17 protein-coding genes are annotated in these 16960 nt (G+C 41.5%); 4 read left to right on the top strand and 13 right to left on the bottom strand.

What is annotated here, in order from left to right; genetic code table 11:
- Window positions 1-30: 30 nt before the first annotated feature.
- Genes secE through pbp2a form a run of 3 tightly spaced genes read right to left on the bottom strand, consistent with a single transcriptional unit; the run spans window position 31 to window position 2744 of the window.
- Window positions 31-207 (bottom strand): preprotein translocase subunit SecE, encoded by a 177-nt coding sequence (gene secE, locus HMPREF1517_RS00570; protein ID WP_002883656.1) that lies wholly within the window; start codon window positions 205-207, stop codon window positions 31-33.
- A gap of 8 nt (window positions 208-215) precedes the next feature.
- Entirely contained in the window at window positions 216-368 is a 153-nt protein-coding gene (gene rpmG, locus HMPREF1517_RS10115; RefSeq protein WP_002886472.1) for a 50S ribosomal protein L33, read from the bottom strand.
- 48 nt (window positions 369-416) lie between these two features.
- A complete protein-coding gene (gene pbp2a, locus HMPREF1517_RS00565; RefSeq protein ID WP_037598935.1) occupies window positions 417-2744 on the bottom strand; it encodes a penicillin-binding protein PBP2A in 2328 nt (775 codons plus the stop codon).
- A 65-nt stretch (window positions 2745-2809) separates the two neighbouring features.
- On the opposite strand from pbp2a, the gene HMPREF1517_RS00560 reads away from it, so the two are divergent.
- The 4 genes from HMPREF1517_RS00560 (at window position 2810) to HMPREF1517_RS00550 (ending at window position 5307) form a co-directional block, all read left to right on the top strand.
- Window positions 2810-3679, top strand: coding sequence for an RluA family pseudouridine synthase (locus tag HMPREF1517_RS00560; RefSeq protein ID WP_037598934.1), 870 nt, complete (start codon window positions 2810-2812; stop codon window positions 3677-3679).
- Window positions 3680-3863: 184 nt separating this feature from the next.
- Window positions 3864-4196: a TM2 domain-containing protein gene (locus tag HMPREF1517_RS00555; protein ID WP_013989998.1), complete on the top strand. Its 333-nt coding sequence runs from the start codon at window positions 3864-3866 to the stop codon at window positions 4194-4196.
- Window positions 4196-4501, top strand: coding sequence for a DUF2752 domain-containing protein (locus HMPREF1517_RS10110; RefSeq protein WP_073689661.1), 306 nt, complete (start codon window positions 4196-4198; stop codon window positions 4499-4501). The genes HMPREF1517_RS00555 and HMPREF1517_RS10110 overlap by 1 nt, the downstream gene beginning before the upstream one ends.
- A 101-nt stretch (window positions 4502-4602) precedes the next feature.
- Window positions 4603-5307, top strand: a complete 705-nt coding sequence (locus tag HMPREF1517_RS00550) for a superinfection immunity protein (RefSeq protein ID WP_037598933.1) — start codon at window positions 4603-4605, stop codon at window positions 5305-5307.
- An 83-nt stretch (window positions 5308-5390) separates the two neighbouring features.
- Here the strand turns inward: HMPREF1517_RS00550 and groL are convergent, their stop codons facing one another.
- The 10 genes from groL to HMPREF1517_RS00500 form a co-directional block, all read right to left on the bottom strand.
- Window positions 5391-7010: a chaperonin GroEL gene (gene groL / locus HMPREF1517_RS00545; protein ID WP_002889816.1), complete on the bottom strand. Its 1620-nt coding sequence runs from the start codon at window positions 7008-7010 to the stop codon at window positions 5391-5393.
- A gap of 44 nt (window positions 7011-7054) precedes the next feature.
- Window positions 7055-7342 (bottom strand): co-chaperone GroES, encoded by a 288-nt coding sequence (gene groES, locus HMPREF1517_RS00540; protein WP_002883604.1) that lies wholly within the window; start codon window positions 7340-7342, stop codon window positions 7055-7057.
- 166 nt (window positions 7343-7508) lie between these two features.
- The gene (locus HMPREF1517_RS00535) at window positions 7509-8312 is read right to left on the bottom strand and encodes an ABC transporter ATP-binding protein (RefSeq protein ID WP_002889814.1); all 804 of its coding nucleotides are present in this window, start codon (window positions 8310-8312) and stop codon (window positions 7509-7511) included.
- Window positions 8312-10252 (bottom strand): ABC transporter substrate binding protein, encoded by a 1941-nt coding sequence (locus HMPREF1517_RS00530; protein WP_037598931.1) that lies wholly within the window; start codon window positions 10250-10252, stop codon window positions 8312-8314. Before HMPREF1517_RS00530 ends, HMPREF1517_RS00535 begins: the two co-directional genes overlap by 1 nt.
- A 482-nt stretch (window positions 10253-10734) precedes the next feature.
- Window positions 10735-12597 (bottom strand): proline--tRNA ligase, encoded by a 1863-nt coding sequence (locus HMPREF1517_RS00525; protein WP_096832809.1) that lies wholly within the window; start codon window positions 12595-12597, stop codon window positions 10735-10737.
- 70 nt (window positions 12598-12667) lie between these two features.
- Window positions 12668-13930: an RIP metalloprotease RseP gene (gene rseP / locus HMPREF1517_RS00520; RefSeq protein ID WP_037598930.1), complete on the bottom strand. Its 1263-nt coding sequence runs from the start codon at window positions 13928-13930 to the stop codon at window positions 12668-12670.
- A gap of 16 nt (window positions 13931-13946) precedes the next feature.
- Complete coding sequence (locus tag HMPREF1517_RS00515; RefSeq protein WP_037598929.1) at window positions 13947-14741, bottom strand: phosphatidate cytidylyltransferase; 795 nt, start codon at window positions 14739-14741, stop codon at window positions 13947-13949.
- 12 nt (window positions 14742-14753) lie between these two features.
- On the bottom strand, window positions 14754-15503 hold the full coding sequence (locus HMPREF1517_RS00510; protein WP_037598927.1) for an isoprenyl transferase: 750 nt from the start codon (window positions 15501-15503) through the stop codon (window positions 14754-14756).
- 128 nt (window positions 15504-15631) lie between these two features.
- Complete coding sequence (locus tag HMPREF1517_RS00505; RefSeq protein WP_013989990.1) at window positions 15632-15970, bottom strand: preprotein translocase subunit YajC; 339 nt, start codon at window positions 15968-15970, stop codon at window positions 15632-15634.
- Between the two features lie 125 nt (window positions 15971-16095).
- Window positions 16096-16812 carry a YebC/PmpR family DNA-binding transcriptional regulator gene (locus HMPREF1517_RS00500; RefSeq protein ID WP_002883635.1) on the bottom strand — a complete coding sequence of 239 codons (717 nt, stop codon included), beginning with the start codon at window positions 16810-16812 and terminating at the stop codon, window positions 16096-16098.
- Between the last annotated feature and the right edge of the window lie 148 nt (window positions 16813-16960).

Below are 16960 nucleotides of genomic sequence, written 5' to 3'. Positions count from 1 at the left end.
GCAGGCATTCCCACTCTTTTTGTGTTTTCTTTAGAAAAAGTTAATCAGTGCTGACATAGCGCGACTCAACAATTCATCAAACGCATAGATGATGACAGTGAAGAACGCAGTATACTCAAGAACTGAAATAAAATCATGCCAGCGTTGTTTACGGTCTGGCCAAGTCGTGTCTTTCAAGACTTTGAAAATACTTCCAGTTTGTCTCACGGTGTCTCCTATCTTGTTTCCTTATGCAAGGTGTATTTTTTACAATGTTTACAAAATTTGTTAACTTCTAGTCGTGTTGGTTTGGGAGTGCTACTCACATTAATTGAGTAGTTTCGGCTCCCGCATTCAGCACACGCTAGGCTTGCTTTTTTCTGTGCCATAACGCCTCCGTTCTTTTTATCTTACCACTTTTAGGTGCAATTGACAAGCTATCTAAACAGACCTGAGAAGGAGTCTGTAATCTTATCCCATAGGCTACTTGCCTGATCTTTAACGTCATTCACAACATCTGATGCCTTATCTGTCCATGACTTGTTACTACTATTACGTGAGTCATTTGGATCTGCCGTATAGTCTAGGGTTTGACCATCAGCTGCATAGGCATTTTCAACAGTAAACTCAGTACCTGGTGTATTTGGTAAAACATCCGCAGCGATATAGCTGAAGATCGTCGAAGCTGTTCCCGAGCTAGCTCCTGTTAGGTAGTGACTTTCGTCAGTCTTATCAAAACCAATCCAGGTCGTCATGACCACATCAGGAGTATAACCAATCACCCACTGGTCACTAGTCAAATCCTTGTTGAATTCAGCCTGAACAGTACCTGTCTTACCTGCCATTGTGTAACCCGTGTAGTTGGCATTCACAGCGGAACCATTTGAGAAGGTACCAAGCATCATGCTGGTCATCTGGTTAGCTACTGACTGGCTGACAACACGTTTAGACTTTTTACTATGGGTAGCAATAATGTCTCCACTGGCATTTTCAATTTTAGTGATGAAATAAGCTGTATTCATCTCACCACCATTAGCAAAAGTCGCATAAGCCTGAGCCATTTGAAGAGGACTGGCTGTCACACCACCACCAAGTGAAATTCCAAGTTCTTCCGGAACATTGTCAAAGTTAAGACCAAATTTTTGACCGTAACTAATCCCCTTTTGAATACCGATTTGATTAAAGAGGTAAACCGCTGGGATATTGTAGGAGTTGGCCAAAGCTTGATACATGGGCACATCCTCTGTCTCAACACCACCGTAGTTGGTTGGAGTATAGCCGTTATAGTCGATTGGTTTATTTGGAAGGTCCTTATTGATGCTCCATCCTGAAGCCAGAGCTGGGGCATAGACCACTAAAGGTTTGATGGTCGATCCAGGACTACGCTTCCCTTGAGTTGCATAGTTAAAGTTACGGAAGGTTGTATCACTAGTACCACCCACACGACCTACTAGACCACGTACCGCTCCAGTTGTTGGATCAAGTGCCACACTAGCGGACTGAGCTGTACTACCATCGCTTTCTGATGTAGGGAAGAGATAGGTATTTTCGTAGGTTTGTTGCATATTAGCTTGTGAGTTGGCATCCATCTCTGTGTAGATTTTGTAACCATTTTTTACGATTTCATCCTCACTCAAACCATAAGTTTTCGTAGCTTCTTCAATGACAGCATCAAAATAAGACGGATACTTGTAGTCATCGCCAGTCCCTTGATAGGTATCATCCAGGCGACTAGCCATATCAACTCCTGCCGCACTGTCGGCATCGGCCTGACTCAACTTCTTGTCATCAACCATGTTGGCAAGAACGGTGTTTCGACGGTTGGTCGCATTTTGGATATTATCGATTGGGTTATAAATTTCAGGTCCCTTAAGCATACCAGCGAGGGTCGCTGCTTCATCAATGGTTAGATTGGCAGCACTTGTCCCGAAGTATTTTTGGCTGGCGTCTTCAACACCCCAAACCCCATTTCCGAAGTAGGCATTATTGAGGTACATAGTAAGGATTTCTTGCTTGCTGTATTTCTTGGTTAATTCCAAAGAGAGGAAGAATTCCTTAGCCTTACGAGTAACAGTCTGTTCTTGAGTCAAGAAGGCATTTTTAGCCAACTGTTGGGTAATGGTTGAACCACCACCAAAGCGCCCCATGGACACAATAGCCAGGAGGAATCGCTTGACGTTAACCCCGCTATTTTTATAGAAGGTACGGTCCTCAGTTGCTATGACAGCATTCTCCAAGCTATCACTAATAGCATCCAGCTCCACATAAGTCCCTTTTTGCCCTGACAAAGAACCAGCTTGATTGCCTTCTTTGTCATAGATAACCGTAGTGGCTTTCAAGGCATCTTGAAGGTCTGAAACATTGGTCGTCTTGGCAATATAGAAAAGGTAGGAACCTACTGTCAGAACCAGCACAGCTAGCATGATAAAGAGAATTTTCCCAATATGATAGCGACGCCAGAAACGGCGAATAGGATTTCTTGGCGAAAGCGTAAACTTGCTCAAGAACGCCTGAACCTTACCTAAGGGTTTGGTGGTATCAATAGGTTTCTTTTGCTTAGAACGTTGATAACGTGAGGTCTCTTTACTTTCCTGAGACATATCCAAGTCTTCAACGGCTTGTTCAACCTCATCAGGTTTCTTAGCAAAGAGTCCCTTTATCTTATCTTGTAAATCCTTCGATTTTCCAGCAGGCTGGGATTCCTGACCCTTTCCGCTAGTTTCTTCTTTAAAAAGTTTGTTTTTTAGATTATCAAAAAATGTCATAACCTTATTATACCAAGTTTTTACAGGTTCTGTCCTCTTTTAAACGTTCATGATATAATGAAACCATGACTTTACACGTAGAAATTATCAATCCCTATCCTATAACGACTGTCAAAGACTTGCTAGAAACTAAGCTCCTCATTCCTCGTAAGATTCGTCATTTCCTACGTACGAAAAAGCACGTCCTCATCAATGGAAAGACTATTAATTGGCAGAGTCCTGTTGAAAAAGGTGATAAGATTAGCCTGACCTTTGATACAGAGGACTACCCTGAAAAAATTATCCCTATGGGAAATGCCAGTCTGGTAGAGCCTCTTTATGAGGATCAGCATCTCATCGTGGTCAATAAGCCTGAAGGAATGAAGACGCATGGTAATGAACCCACAGAAATTGCTCTACTTAACCATGTTTCGGCCTATTGTGGGCAAACCTGTTACGTCGTTCATCGACTAGACATGGAAACTAGTGGGGCTGTACTCTTCGCAAAAAATCCTTTTATTCTCCCTATTCTCAATCGACTCTTGGAAGATAAGAAGATTCAGCGTCAATACTGGGCATTGGCTGAAGGTAAATTTCAGACCAAGGAGACTGTGTACAACGACAAGATTGGACGCGACCGCCATGATCGTAGAAAACGAGTGGTTGATCCTAGAAAAGGGCAGGTTGCCTATACAACCTTCACGCGCCTCAAATCCTTCAAAGGAGCCAGTCTGGTCAATTGTCAACTAAAAACCGGACGGACCCACCAAATTCGGGTGCATCTGGCCCACCATGGTCATGCCATTCTGGGGGACCCTCTTTATAGCCACCGCCCCGCATCTCGACTCATGCTCCACGCCCACACTCTTAGTTTCACCCATCCCTTAACACTCGAAAAAATCACTGTTAAGGCGAGTTCAGACAGTTTTGAAAAAGGGTTGAGAAATCACAAATAATAGAAGTAGGCTCATTCTCAAGCATAGTGCGAAAGGATTATCCTAATGATCCTCTAGTTATGACACAGTGGAAGCTTGCAAATAAGTTGCTTTTATTGACTTCAAAAGCCTTGACCGCCTTGAATCTCCCTTTACAATATGTTATCCTTTACATATCATTTAAAATTTGAGGGGTATTTAATTTATGAATCCAGTCGATCAATGGATAACCATTAACGCCAAGTATTTCCCAACAGAACAAGTTCAGTACATCCGTCAACGTCTTGAAGCACTTCCTGAGCAACAACTTTCAATGCTTTACTCAATCAGCTTCCAAGATCCAACAATGTTGTTGATTATTTCACTTCTAGGTGGGACTCTTGGAATTGACCGCTTTCTATTAGGACAAATTGGTCTCGGTGTTGGTAAACTTTTGACGTGTGGTGGATGTGGTATCTGGTCAATCGTTGACTTATTCCTCATCATGGATGCTACTCGCCAATCAAACGCTCAAAAACTATTTGCAGTTATTGGCTAATGAAAAACTATTTCACACGCTTGTGGGCCTACCACCAGCGTTTTTTTAGATTATATCTCTTAGTTTTAGTGGCAGTTTATGGAGTCTACCTTTTACATCTTCCAACACCACTCAGTTTAATCCTAAGACCATTTGGCCTTAAAGCTTGGAGTGCCGGTCTAACACGCGCTAGTGTTAGACTCTTACACCTAGATTGGCAAGGAGCCTGGGACTATAATCCACTGATATATCCTCTAGTGGTCTATATCCTAACCTATTTCTTTCTCTTTCCCATCTTTAGTGATAAGAAGATTATAAGGAAATAAAGCAAACACTCTTATTCGATTCCCATTGCCGTTCCCTTACACTATTGCTATAATTGTAATTATCAAAATTTTTATAATCAAGATATCTGGAGGTTATACACATGAAGCAACAAGATTGGATCGATTTTTTCCAAGCAGTTAATGGTCGTAATCCAAGTATTCAAGAAATGGCTGAAGCAGCTCAGAAAGGCGAGTTTGTCCGAGAAACTCCCAAACCAACTGTCGAAATAACAAAACCTGTCCCACAAAAAGAGACTGTAGAAACTGCCGAAAATGATGTTGACAATTATGATGTTGCTGAAGAACCACTAGCTGATACCAACTTAGAGGAACTACAGGATTTACCAAATACTAGCCCCGCGTCAAGTCAGACTAATGCTACCTTCCAACATCCAAATCATAACTTTAACGAGACTTGGACGCAACACGAAAGTAAGTCTCAAACAAACCTCATCATGATAGCCATCGCTTCTATCCCAGTTATCCTCTGGGCTCTTGCAATGATACTCTTTGGAATTGCCAGTGATGAGCTTAGTGGCGGCTTGCTCACGGCTTTTCTCTCCATCATCATTTCTTTACCCTTGGTAGTACTTCAAATATTACCAGCTCTTCTAAATAAAACCGATAAAAAATGGCCAATCTTTATCCTATCCTTTCTTCTAGGATGGACATTCATCGGTTGGGTTATCTTTCTTGTTATTTCTATCAATACGAATAAGGAAGCAGAGCGCATTAGACAGCAACAAATGATGATGCAAATGGCAGGTCAACAAGGAAGTTCTGGTACATTTAACCCTTTTCAGTAATTAACAACAAATAATTGAAAAAAAGAAAACCCAGAAAAAGTTTCTCTACTTTTCCTAGGTTTTTTCTTTTGCTTTTTAAACTCTTAGTAACCCATCATTCCTGGATCCATAGCTGGCGCTGCTGGAGCCTCTGGTTCAGGTTTGTTGGCAACAACTGCTTCAGTTGTCAAGATAAGACTTGCTACTGAAGCGGCATTTTGAAGGGCAGAACGCGTTACCTTAACTGGGTCAATGATTCCTGCTTCAACCATATCTACCCATTCACCATTGGCAGCGTTAAATCCTGTACCAACTGGGCTATTCTTCAATTTATCGATGATAACGGAACCTTCATATCCAGCATTATAGGCAATTTGGCGAACTGGCTCTTCCAAAGCACGGAGTACAATATTACGTCCTGTAGCGTCGTCACCTTCAAGATCAAGTTCAGCAACCTTTGCAATGACGTTAACTAGGGCTGTACCACCACCTGCTACGATACCTTCTTCAACAGCCGCACGGGTAGCATTAAGGGCATCTTCGATACGAAGTTTCATTTCTTTAAGAGCTGTTTCAGTGGCTGCACCGACCTTAACAACTGCAACCCCACCAGACAATTTAGCCAAACGCTCTTGAAGTTTTTCACGGTCAAATTCAGATGTTGTTGTTTCCAATTGAGACTTGATGAGGTTTACACGGTTAGCAATCGCTTCTGCGCTTCCTGCACCTTCAACGATAACTGTGCTATCCTTATCCACAGTTACTTTCGAAGCTTGACCAAGTGCTGCCATCGTTGCATCCTTAAGCTCAAGACCAAGATCCTCAGTAATAACAGTTGCTCCAGTCAATACGGCAATGTCTTCTAACATCGCTTTACGGCGGTCACCAAAGCCAGGTGCCTTAACAGCAACAACATTGAAAGTTCCACGAATCTTGTTAAGAACAAGTGTTGGAAGCGCTTCACCATCCACGTCATCAGCAATAATCAAAAGTGGACGACTGGTCTTAAGCACTTCTTCCAAGAGTGGGAGGACATCTTGAATATTTGAAATTTTCTTGTCAGTCACAAGGATAAATGGATTTTCAAGGTCAGCGACCATTTTTTCATTATCAGTAACCATGTACTGAGAAAGATAACCACGGTCAAACTGCATACCTTCAACCACTTCGAGTTCTGTCTCCATACCACGAGACTCTTCAATAGTGATAACACCGTCATTACCCACACGTTCCATTGCTTCTGAAATGTATTCACCAACTTTTTCAGAACGTGATGAAACAGCTGCAACTTGGGCAATGGCTTCCTTATTGGCAACTGGTTGAGCAATAGCTTTAAGCTCTTCCACAGCTGTAGCCACAGCTGCTTCAATCCCACGACGGATACCGATTGGATTAGCACCAGCCGTTACATTTTTTAGACCTTCACGGACAATAGCTTGTGTCAAAACAGTGGCTGTAGTTGTTCCGTCACCGGCAATATCGTTAGTTTTTGAAGCCACTTCGCTGACCAGTTTGGCACCCATATTTTCAAAGTGATCTTCGAGTTCGATTTCTTTAGCAATTGTTACACCATCATTAGTGATAAGAGGTGAGCCAAAAGCTTTTTCCAAAACCACGTTACGGCCTTTAGGGCCAAGCGTTACCTTAACTGTATCAGCCAAAGTATCAACACCACGAACCATTGCTGCGCGTGCATCTGATGAAAATTTAATATCTTTTGCCATAGTTACTCCTTCTTTATCTTAGTTTATATCTGATTAGCATAGACCTAAGCTAGGACTGCTAAGATATCTGCTTCACGGATAATTGAAACGGAATCATCTCCGTCTTTAACATTGACACCTGCACCATTTTCAACAAGAACTTTATCGCCTGCTGCAACACTAGGTGCAATCAATTCACCAGTAAGAGTACGGATTCCTTCACCTACTGCCAAAACCTCAGCAGTCTTTGTAGCTTCATGACTAGCTCCTGCCAATACAAAGCCACTAGCTGTTTTTTCTTCTGTTTCTTCAAAACGGACAACGATACGATCGCCCAATGGTTTCAATGCCATACCAATTACCTCCAAATATTATTTGTTATTAGTAACGTGTGAAACGTTATTTTTAGCACTCATAAACCACGAGTGCTAATCCATATATTTATTTTAGCACTTGGTCAAAAATAGTCAAGAAAAAACTACCCAAAATCTGAACTTTGGATAGTTTCTTTTTTGTTTATTAACCGAGTACCAAGGCATCGTCATTGAGGACTTGTCCACTATTTTTGTGGAAGAGGTCCATAAGTTCTGCAACGGTAAGATTTTTCTTTTCTTCACCTCGCACATCGACGACGATTTTTCCGTGATAGAGCATGACCAGACGATTCCCATATTCGATAGCATGTTCCATATTATGGGTAATCATAAGGGTTGTCAACTCTTGTTCTTCAACAATCTTACGCGTCAAATTCATGACCATATCACTTGTCTTTGGATCCAGTGCAGCTGTATGTTCATCGAGAAGCAAGATTTTTGGACGAACCAAGGTCGCCATAGCAAGTGTCAAAGCTTGACGTTGACCACCTGACAAGAAATTAGCATCAGTCTTCATACGATTCTCAAGACCAAGACCAAGATCTATCAAGGCTTCCTTGAAGACTTGACGTTCGCTTTCAGTGATAGACTTTTTAAAGAAGCTACGTTTCTTACCACGACGATAAGCAATCGCCATATTTTCTTCGATAGAAAGGTTTGTCGCTGTCCCCATTCGAGGATCTTGGAAAACACGGCTAATATCTTTAGAGCGTTCATCTACAGATGCTTTCTTAATAGATTGTCCCTCCAACAAGATATCCCCCTCATCAATGCTAAGAACACCAGCGATTGAATTCATCAAGGTTGATTTACCAGCACCATTTCCCCCAATGACAGAGATAAAATCTCCCTGCTCAATGTCGAGATCCAAACCACGAAGGACGTGATTTTCATTGACTGTGCCTTTTTCAAAGGTCTTGTGAATCTGTTGTAAACTAAGTAAAGCCATTACTTGTCACCTCCTGGAGTCAAGGATTTGTTAGGTCTGATTTTCAATTTTTGGCGTACTTCTGGCACATAAAGGATGATAGCAAGCAAGATGGCTGAAGCCAATTTCAACATTTGAGCATCAACGTTCATGGCAAGGATAATAACCAAGACCAGACGGTAGAGAACAGCTCCTACAACAATTGACCACAGGCGTTTACCAAGTGGTAGATACTTGACGATAACTTCAGCCAAGATAATTGCAGCCAAGCCATTTACGATTGTACCAGTACCCATATTCATATCCGCATAGCCATTGTTTTGAGCTAAGAGGGCACCTGATAGGGCAATCAAACCATTGGAAATCATGTAGCCAAGAATCTTCATACGGTCAACCTTGATACCATTGGCTTCACCCATGGCAAGGTTATCACCTGTCGCACGAAGGGCCAGACCAACCTGCGTATTAAGGAGGACAACCAACATAAGCACTACCAGACTAACAAAAATCAGTCCTAATAGAATCACACCATTCAGCTTAGACAAACCGAGTCCCATCACCATAGTTACTAGCGTATTATGTCCTGATAGAGAGACATTGGCACTTCCAAGAACCAAAAGGTTAACGGAATAGAGCCCCGTTAAGGTAATAATCCCTGTTAAAAGTGCTGGTATCTTCATTTTCGTATGCATAAAGCCAGACACAGCTCCAGCAAGCATACCAGCCACAAAACCACCTAAAGTCGCAAAGATTGGGTTGATTCCACGGATAATCATGATAGTTGTCGTAGCAGCACCAAGTGGGAAGGCCCCTTCAGCTGTCAAATCAGCAAGGTCCAAAATACGGAAGGTAATGAAGACCCCAATAGCCATGATTGCCCAGAGAAGTCCCTGAGAAATGGCTGTTAGCACCACATTTGAAAATCCATTCTTCGATGACTTATTAACCTTAAGCTTAATGACACCTTTATCTTTTTTAGCAACTGGTTTGTCATCTTGTGTTGATGCCTTAGATTCCTCGTCACTAATACTAGAAACATCAATGCCAAGTTCTTTAGCCATGTCATGGTTAACCACAACATTTAGTGTTTTAGGATACTCTGCATCGACATCCTTGACCTTCTCACCTCGGAGAACACGGCCTGCCAACTTACCTGTTTGACGACCAAGAGCTTCATAGTTGGTTCCATAAGTGAATAGGACACCTTTTTCTACACTACCAGCGTCACTACCAACAACTGGAACCTTAGTCTCTTTAGAAAGATCTACCAAGGTATTAATAGCACTAACAATAGTATTGTCAGTTGGGATGAAGATGACTTGGGTCTGACTCATCAAGCTCTTGGCTGTGTCTTGGATATCGTTGGTTGATGAAATTCCCTTAATAACCGTTTCAATACCAGCTTCCTTGAAGTATTTCTTGGCTTCTTCAACCTGAACCTCTGAGTTACGCTCGCTGGTCGTGTACATAATCCCAACTTTTTTAGTATTTGGAAGGACCTTTTTCAACAACTCAACTTGTTTGTTGATAGGTGACATGTCACTTGTCCCTGTCACATTTCCTCCAACATTGTCCATAGACTTAACCAGTTTAGCTGAGACTGGATCTGTAACAGCTGTAAAGAGAATTGGCTTGTCCTTTGTCAAACTACTCAAAGACTGGGCTGCTGGGGTTGCGATAGCCAACATAAGATCGTTATCTTCAATAAGCGACTGAGAAATCGTCTGCAAGTTAGACTGATCCCCTTGTGCATTCTGATAATCAATTTTGATGTTCTTACCGTCAACATAACCTTCCTCTTTGAGTTCTTCAATGAACCCTTTACGTGTCGCTGACAAGGAAGGATGTTCCACATATTGGAGCACACCGACGTGAACTAAATCTTTATTAGAAGCATTGGAACATGCTACCAAGAGGACAGCTGTGATAACAGCCATCATACTGACCAAGAATTTCTTCATCTTGTATACCTCTATTTTTTATTCTATCTATTTCCAATTTTCTTTTATGCTTTTTCCGAGACGATAGGGTCAAAAGAAAATTAAAAATAGACCACGGTATGAAAAAAACCAGTTAGGACAGGCCCAACTGGTTTTATGCATCTTGACTAGCACAGGCTAGCTTATGTCACCGGTTAGACCTATTCATCTAATCGGCTAATCCATCACAAAATGCTTTAGCTTCATAGATACAAACTGACTGACGCTTGTATCCTGAAACACAAACGTCCTATCTAAAGAAACTAAAGTAATAAAAAGCTTTAAGATTTCCCAAATGGGTCGCTTTGTTAAGCATGTGATGCCTCCGTAGTTATGATAGTTTTAAGTTTACACTATTTAGACAATTCTGTCAAATTGGAATTTACTCTCTTTTCTCTCAATTTATCATTGTCACTACAAAAGAAAAATCTCTTCCTGCTCCTGCAAGAAAAGATTTTTTACTATTAAGCATCTTGTTCTGTTGTTAAGATAGCAAGTGTCTCAATCAAGTTATCGGCATTAACTTCAATAGTGTCACCAGTTGCCTTGATTTTAACTTCGACAACACCTTCGCTGGCTTTTTTACCAACTGTCACACGGATTGGAAGTCCGATAAGGTCACTATCAGAGAATTTAGAACCGACACGCTCATTACGATCATCTGTCAAGACATCATAACCTTCAGCCATAAGAGCTGCTTCCAAACGTTCTGTCAAAGCATTGGCTTCTTCATCCTTAGTGTTAACTGTGATCAAGTGAACATCATATGGAGCCAATTCTTTAGGGAAGTTAATTCCCCATGCATAGCGGTATTGACCTTTTGGTGTCTTGTTAACAAAGAGACGTGCATGTTGTTCAATCACAGCTGACAAGATACGGCTAACGCCGATACCGTAACATCCCATGATAATTGGAACAGCACGGCCATTTTCATCAAGAACGTTAGCACCCATACTTTCAGAGTAACGTGTCCCAAGTTTAAAGATATGACCAATCTCGATACCACGCGCAAACTGAAGGACACCTTGACCGTCTGGAGAAATTTCACCCTCTTTAACTTCACGAATATCAACGTATTCTGCCTTGAAGTCACGCTCTGGGTTAACCCCTGTCAAGTGGTAACCATCTTCGTTAGCTCCAACAACCGCATTAGCCACATCTTGAACCTTACGGTCCGCAACGATGCGAACATTTTCAGGAAGGTTAACTGGACCAAGGGAACCGAAGTTAGCACCAAAGACTTGACGTGCTTCATCTTCCGTAGCTGGTTCGAGGAAATCAGCAGCAAGGTAGTTTTTCAACTTCACATCGTTAACCTGATCATTACCGACGAGAAGAGCCACTACTGGTTCATCATCAGCGATGAAAAGTAAAGTCTTGATGGTTTGTTCTTCTGGAACATTCAAGAAAGCAGCGACTTCATCAATTGACTTGCAATCTGGTGTTTCAACACGAGTCACTTCTTCTTGAGTCACAACCTTAGTCGCTGGTGTGTAGGCGTTTGTTGCCATCTCAAGGTTAGCTGCATAGCTTGACTCTGTAGAGTAGGCAATTGTATCTTCACCAGATACCAACCATGATGTCAATTCTTTTTTGATTTCTTCCATGACATCTTCTGGAATCTCATCCAATGAAGCAATTGACTTGTCAAGAACTACCCAACGGTTGAGATCTGTACGCTCAGGAGTGACCGCCATAAATTCTTGAGAATCCTTACCACCCATGGCACCACCATCACCGATGATTCCTTTAAATTCAAGGCCAGCACGTGTAAAGATAGCCTCGTAAGCTTTACGGTAGTCTTCATAGGTTACATCCAAATCTTCATAGTTTTGGTGGAAACTATAAGCATCCTTCATGATAAATTCACGTGTACGAAGAAGACCGTTACGAGGACGTTTTTCATCACGGTATTTTGATTGGATTTGGTAGAGATTAAGTGGTAACTGTTTGTATGATTTAACTGCATCACGAACCAAGGCTGTAAACGTTTCTTCGTGAGTTGGACCGAGGATAAAGTCAGATTTATCACGGTTTTTCAATTTATAGAGGTCTTCACCGTAAGTTTCATAACGGCCTGACTCACGCCACAAATCTGCTGTCAAAAGCGCTGGCGCCAACATTTCAACCGCACCGATTTTTTCAAATTCCTCACGCATGATGGTTTTGAATTTCTCGATAGCACGATTTGCCAATGGCATATAAGCATAAATACCAGCAGAAACCTGACGCACGTAACCCGCACGTACCATAAGGGCATGACTGATAACTTGAGCATCACTTGGCATTTCACGAAGTGTTGGAATCAACATTTTACTTTGTTTCATCATTTACATACTAAGGAGGCTGGCCCTTGGGTCAAGTCCCTTAGACTTCCTTTCGTTTCTTTGTTTCTAATTAAAAGAAAGCACGCATAATATCATTCCAAGTGACTGCAATCATAAGAACAACCATGATAGCAACACCTGCAAGTGTAATATAGCTTTCAATTTCTTGATTAAGTGGTTTACGACGAATGGCTTCAATAATATTCATAACAATTTTTCCACCGTCAAGGGCTGGAATTGGGATAAGATTGAAAATTCCCAAGTTAATTGATAGCATCCCCATAAGGTTAAGAATGGAAATCAAGCCACTTTCTGAAGCCTGGGCAGACATCTGGAACATGGCAACCGGTCCACCAAGTTTATTCAAACTAAAGTTGGTGATAAGCCCCTTGAGTGCCACGAGAATTTTGAAGGCCCCTTCCCAAGCCATTTGGAAACCACCAAAAATCTTATCTTTTAGACCTGTTTTTAAGGCAGGAGAAACACCCAAAAAGTAGCTACCTTGACTCTCCTTAGGTTTAACAGAGATCGTTTCTTCCTGACCGTTACTTCTCTTAACCGTCACAGAAAGGCTGTCACCTTTGGAGAATTTTTGAGTATTCTCTGTCAATGCTTCCTTCAAGCTGTCCCAATCAGTAACCTTGTCCTTATTGATGGCCTCGATGGCATCACCATTTTTCAAGCCTGCTACCTGAGCAGCACCACCATCAGCCACCTGAATACGGTTGGTTGATGTGTCTTGAACACCACCTTGAACAAAGGCTAAGATAATAAAGACAAGCACCCCAAGAATGAAGTTATTCATAGGACCAGCAAAGTTGGTAATTAAGCGTCCCCAAATGCTAGCATTTTGATATTGGACATCCTTAGGAGCGATACGAAGTTCTGTACCATCCTCCTCAACGATAGTGGCATCATGGTCAACCTCATAGGTCTTGGTCTCATCTAGGACTAGACCTGTAATGGTTAACTTATCCTCCAAATCATAGGCAGTGACGTTCATAGGTAAAGCCGTCTGGTCAACCTGGCGATTCGAAAGGTTGATACGTCTTACCTTACCATCTGATCCAATCGTTAGACTAGCAGGACTACCTGTTTTAATCTCAGTTGTATCTTCACCCCAACCAGCCATACGGACATAACCACCCAAAGGGAGGATACGGATAGTATAAACGGTACCATCCTTACCAGTGTGTGCAAAAATTTTCGGTCCCATACCAATGGCAAATTCACGAACCAAAATTCCTGAACGTTTGGCGAAAAAGAAATGACCAAACTCATGGAAAACGACAATCACACAGAAAATCAGTAAAAAGGTAATAATAGCTTTCATCTAGACACCCCCACTCTTAAAAAAGTCCTAGGAAGTGCATGATTGGGAAAACGAAAATCCAGCTGTCACAACGGTCCAAAATACCACCATGCCCAGGAATGAGATTGCCTGAGTCTTTAACGCCAAAGTGACGTTTAATAGCTGATTCAACCAAATCACCAAATTGACCAAAGATACTAAAGAGAATCGTACAGATAAGCAACCAGAAGAAGTTATGAGGGGCATAAACTCCGTGGTTAATCAAACCAAAGATAAGAGCCACAATGATTGCTGATAAGATACCACCGACACTACCTTCAATAGTCTTATTTGGTGATACTTTTGGCAATAATTTATTCTGACCAAATTGACGACCAAAGAGGTAAGCCCCAATATCCGTTGCCCAAACAATAAAAAGGGCAAAGAGAACCTTTTCCCAACTATCCAAACGTGCTGCAATGAGATTTTGTAAACCAAAACCAACATAAAAGGCAGATGCGATTGGATAAGCTGCATCATCAAAAGAATAGTGGTCGCTATTAAGGACAGTCCCTGCTAGAATCAAAAATGAAATAACAGCGAAACCTGTCACACTAGCATTTGTTGGAAGACTGATAAAATACCGATCAATCGGTACAGCCAAGATAAAGGCTGCCACCATTGATAAAATACCCTCGATAGAGAAAATCTCCAAGTGCTTCATGCGAAGCATCTCAGACACCGCAACCATGGCCATAGCCCCAACTAAAAGTTGGAAAGGAAGACCGCCGATAAAGAGCAATGGGAGGAAAATGGCTGCTGCCACACCCCCACCAATTAAACGTTCTTGCATGAGAGGTCCTTTCTAGACACCACCGAAGCGACGGTGACGTTTATTGTAGTCAGAGATGGCTTGACGTAGCCCCTGCTGGTCAAAGTCTGGCCAGAAAACATCTGTGAAGTAAAACTCACTATAGGCAGATTGCCAAGGCAAGAAATTACTAAGACGAAGCTCGCCACTCGTACGGATAATTAAATCTGGATCACGATAGAGGTAAGGCAATTTATCTGTCATCAAATGCTTAGCAATGAGATTTTCATCAATAGCTTCAGGACTGAGTTTTCCTGCTTCAACCTCTTTAGCAATCGCTTGAACAGCAGACACAATCTCCGCACGACCACCATAGTTCAGTGCAAAATTAAGAACCAAACCGGAATTATGTTTCGTCTGCTCAACTGCCTTTTCAAGAGCATCTAAAGTCTCCTTAGGCAAACGACTGTTATCTCCGATTGTCAAAATACGAACATTGTTTTTGTCTAATTCTGGTACATACTTGTTAAAAAATTCAACTGGCAAATTCATGATGAATTTTACTTCATCTTGTGGGCGTGACCAGTTTTCAGTTGAGAAGGCATAGACTGTCAATACCTTAACTCCAAGTTGTGATGCTTCGATAGTTACCTTTTGCAAGGCGTCCATCCCAGCCTTATGCCCCATCACACGTGGTTGTAGACGCTTTTTAGCCCAACGGCCATTTCCATCCATAATAATACCAATATGGTTGGGAATATTGTCTAGAACCTCTTGATGAGATTTTTTTCTAAATTTAAACATGGAATATCCTCTAAATATAGTTTACCCTTTATTTTACCACATTTTCAGGGGTTCTGAACAGCTTTTAATACCGATAAGATTAGAAAACGCAAAAAGACCAGGATTTAACCTAGTCTCAAATACACATCTTACTTTTCATCAGAAGACTCAATTGCTGAATCTTCTTCGATAATTGTCTTTTTAGTTGTTTCTGCTGTTTCTGTAGTTGGTGCTGGTGTGATCACTTTCATGATTGAACGACTCAAATCAAAAGTCAAGAAGACACCTTCTGCATCCAAAACGATACGGTTATTCTCTTTGTCAATCTCATCAACAATAGCAATCAAACCACCGATTGTTTCAACTTCAGCACCCTTAGCAAGGCCTGCAAAACGGTCTTCCTGTGCCTTTGCTTGGCGACGACGGCTGAAAGCCACATAAGCAACAATGGCGACCACATAAATGGCCAAAACTAGCATCATATTCATATTTCGTATTCCTCCAATAATTCACTTGGCTACTACTATATCAGATTAAGTCAGGACAAGCAAGACAAATCCTTAGACAGACCACACAAAAACACTTTCCTCACGATGGAAAGTGTTGAATGAGATTACATATCTGCTACGTTATGATAAACCTTTTGAACATCATCGTCTGCTTCAAGGGCATCAATAAGTCCTTCGAAAACTTCAAGGTCTTCACCTTCAAGAGTAACCTCAGTTTGTGGAATCATTTCAAGTTCAGTCACTTGGAACTCTTCTTGTCCGTTAGCACGGAGAGCTTCCAACGCTTTATGAAGATCTGTTGGCTCAGTATAAACAGTGATAGTACCATCTTCTGCTTCTACATCTTCAACTTCTACATCAGCTTCAAGCAATTGTTCAAAGATTGCGTCTGCATCTTCACCTGCAAAAACGATAACACCTTTTTTATCAAACATGTATGAAACAGAACCTGATGCACCCATGTTACCGCCATTTTTACCAAAGGCAGTACGTACGTTAGCAGCTGTACGGTTAACGTTTGAAGTCAAAGTATCTACGATGATCATAGAACCATTTGGCCCAAACCCTTCATAACGCCCTTCAACGAAAGTTTCATCTGTGTTACCTTTAGCCTTATCAATGGCCTTATCAATAACGTGTTTTGGCACTTGCGCTTGTTTAGCACGCTCCAAAACGAATTTCAAAGCTGAGTTTGATTCTGGATCTGGTTCACCTTGTTTAGCAGCTACATAGATTTCAACACCAAACTTAGCGTACACCTTTGAGTTTGCACCATCTTTAGCAGTTTTCTTAGCAACGATATTAGCCCATTTACGTCCCATGGGATTCACCTCTTCTAAGAGATTTGCATCTCTGATTTGTTTTTTCTTTTTTGAAAATAGCAGAATTTGCTAAATTCACAATCCCTTACATTATAGCACTTTGACTGCCGTTAGTAAAATTGAAATAAATCCTAAGCATTTATCATAT

Source organism: Streptococcus sp. ACS2 (genome assembly GCF_000525585.1).
Lineage (GTDB): Bacteria > Bacillota > Bacilli > Lactobacillales > Streptococcaceae > Streptococcus.
Note: the sequence above shows the minus strand (reverse complement) of the source record. Positions and strands in the feature narration are given on the sequence as shown.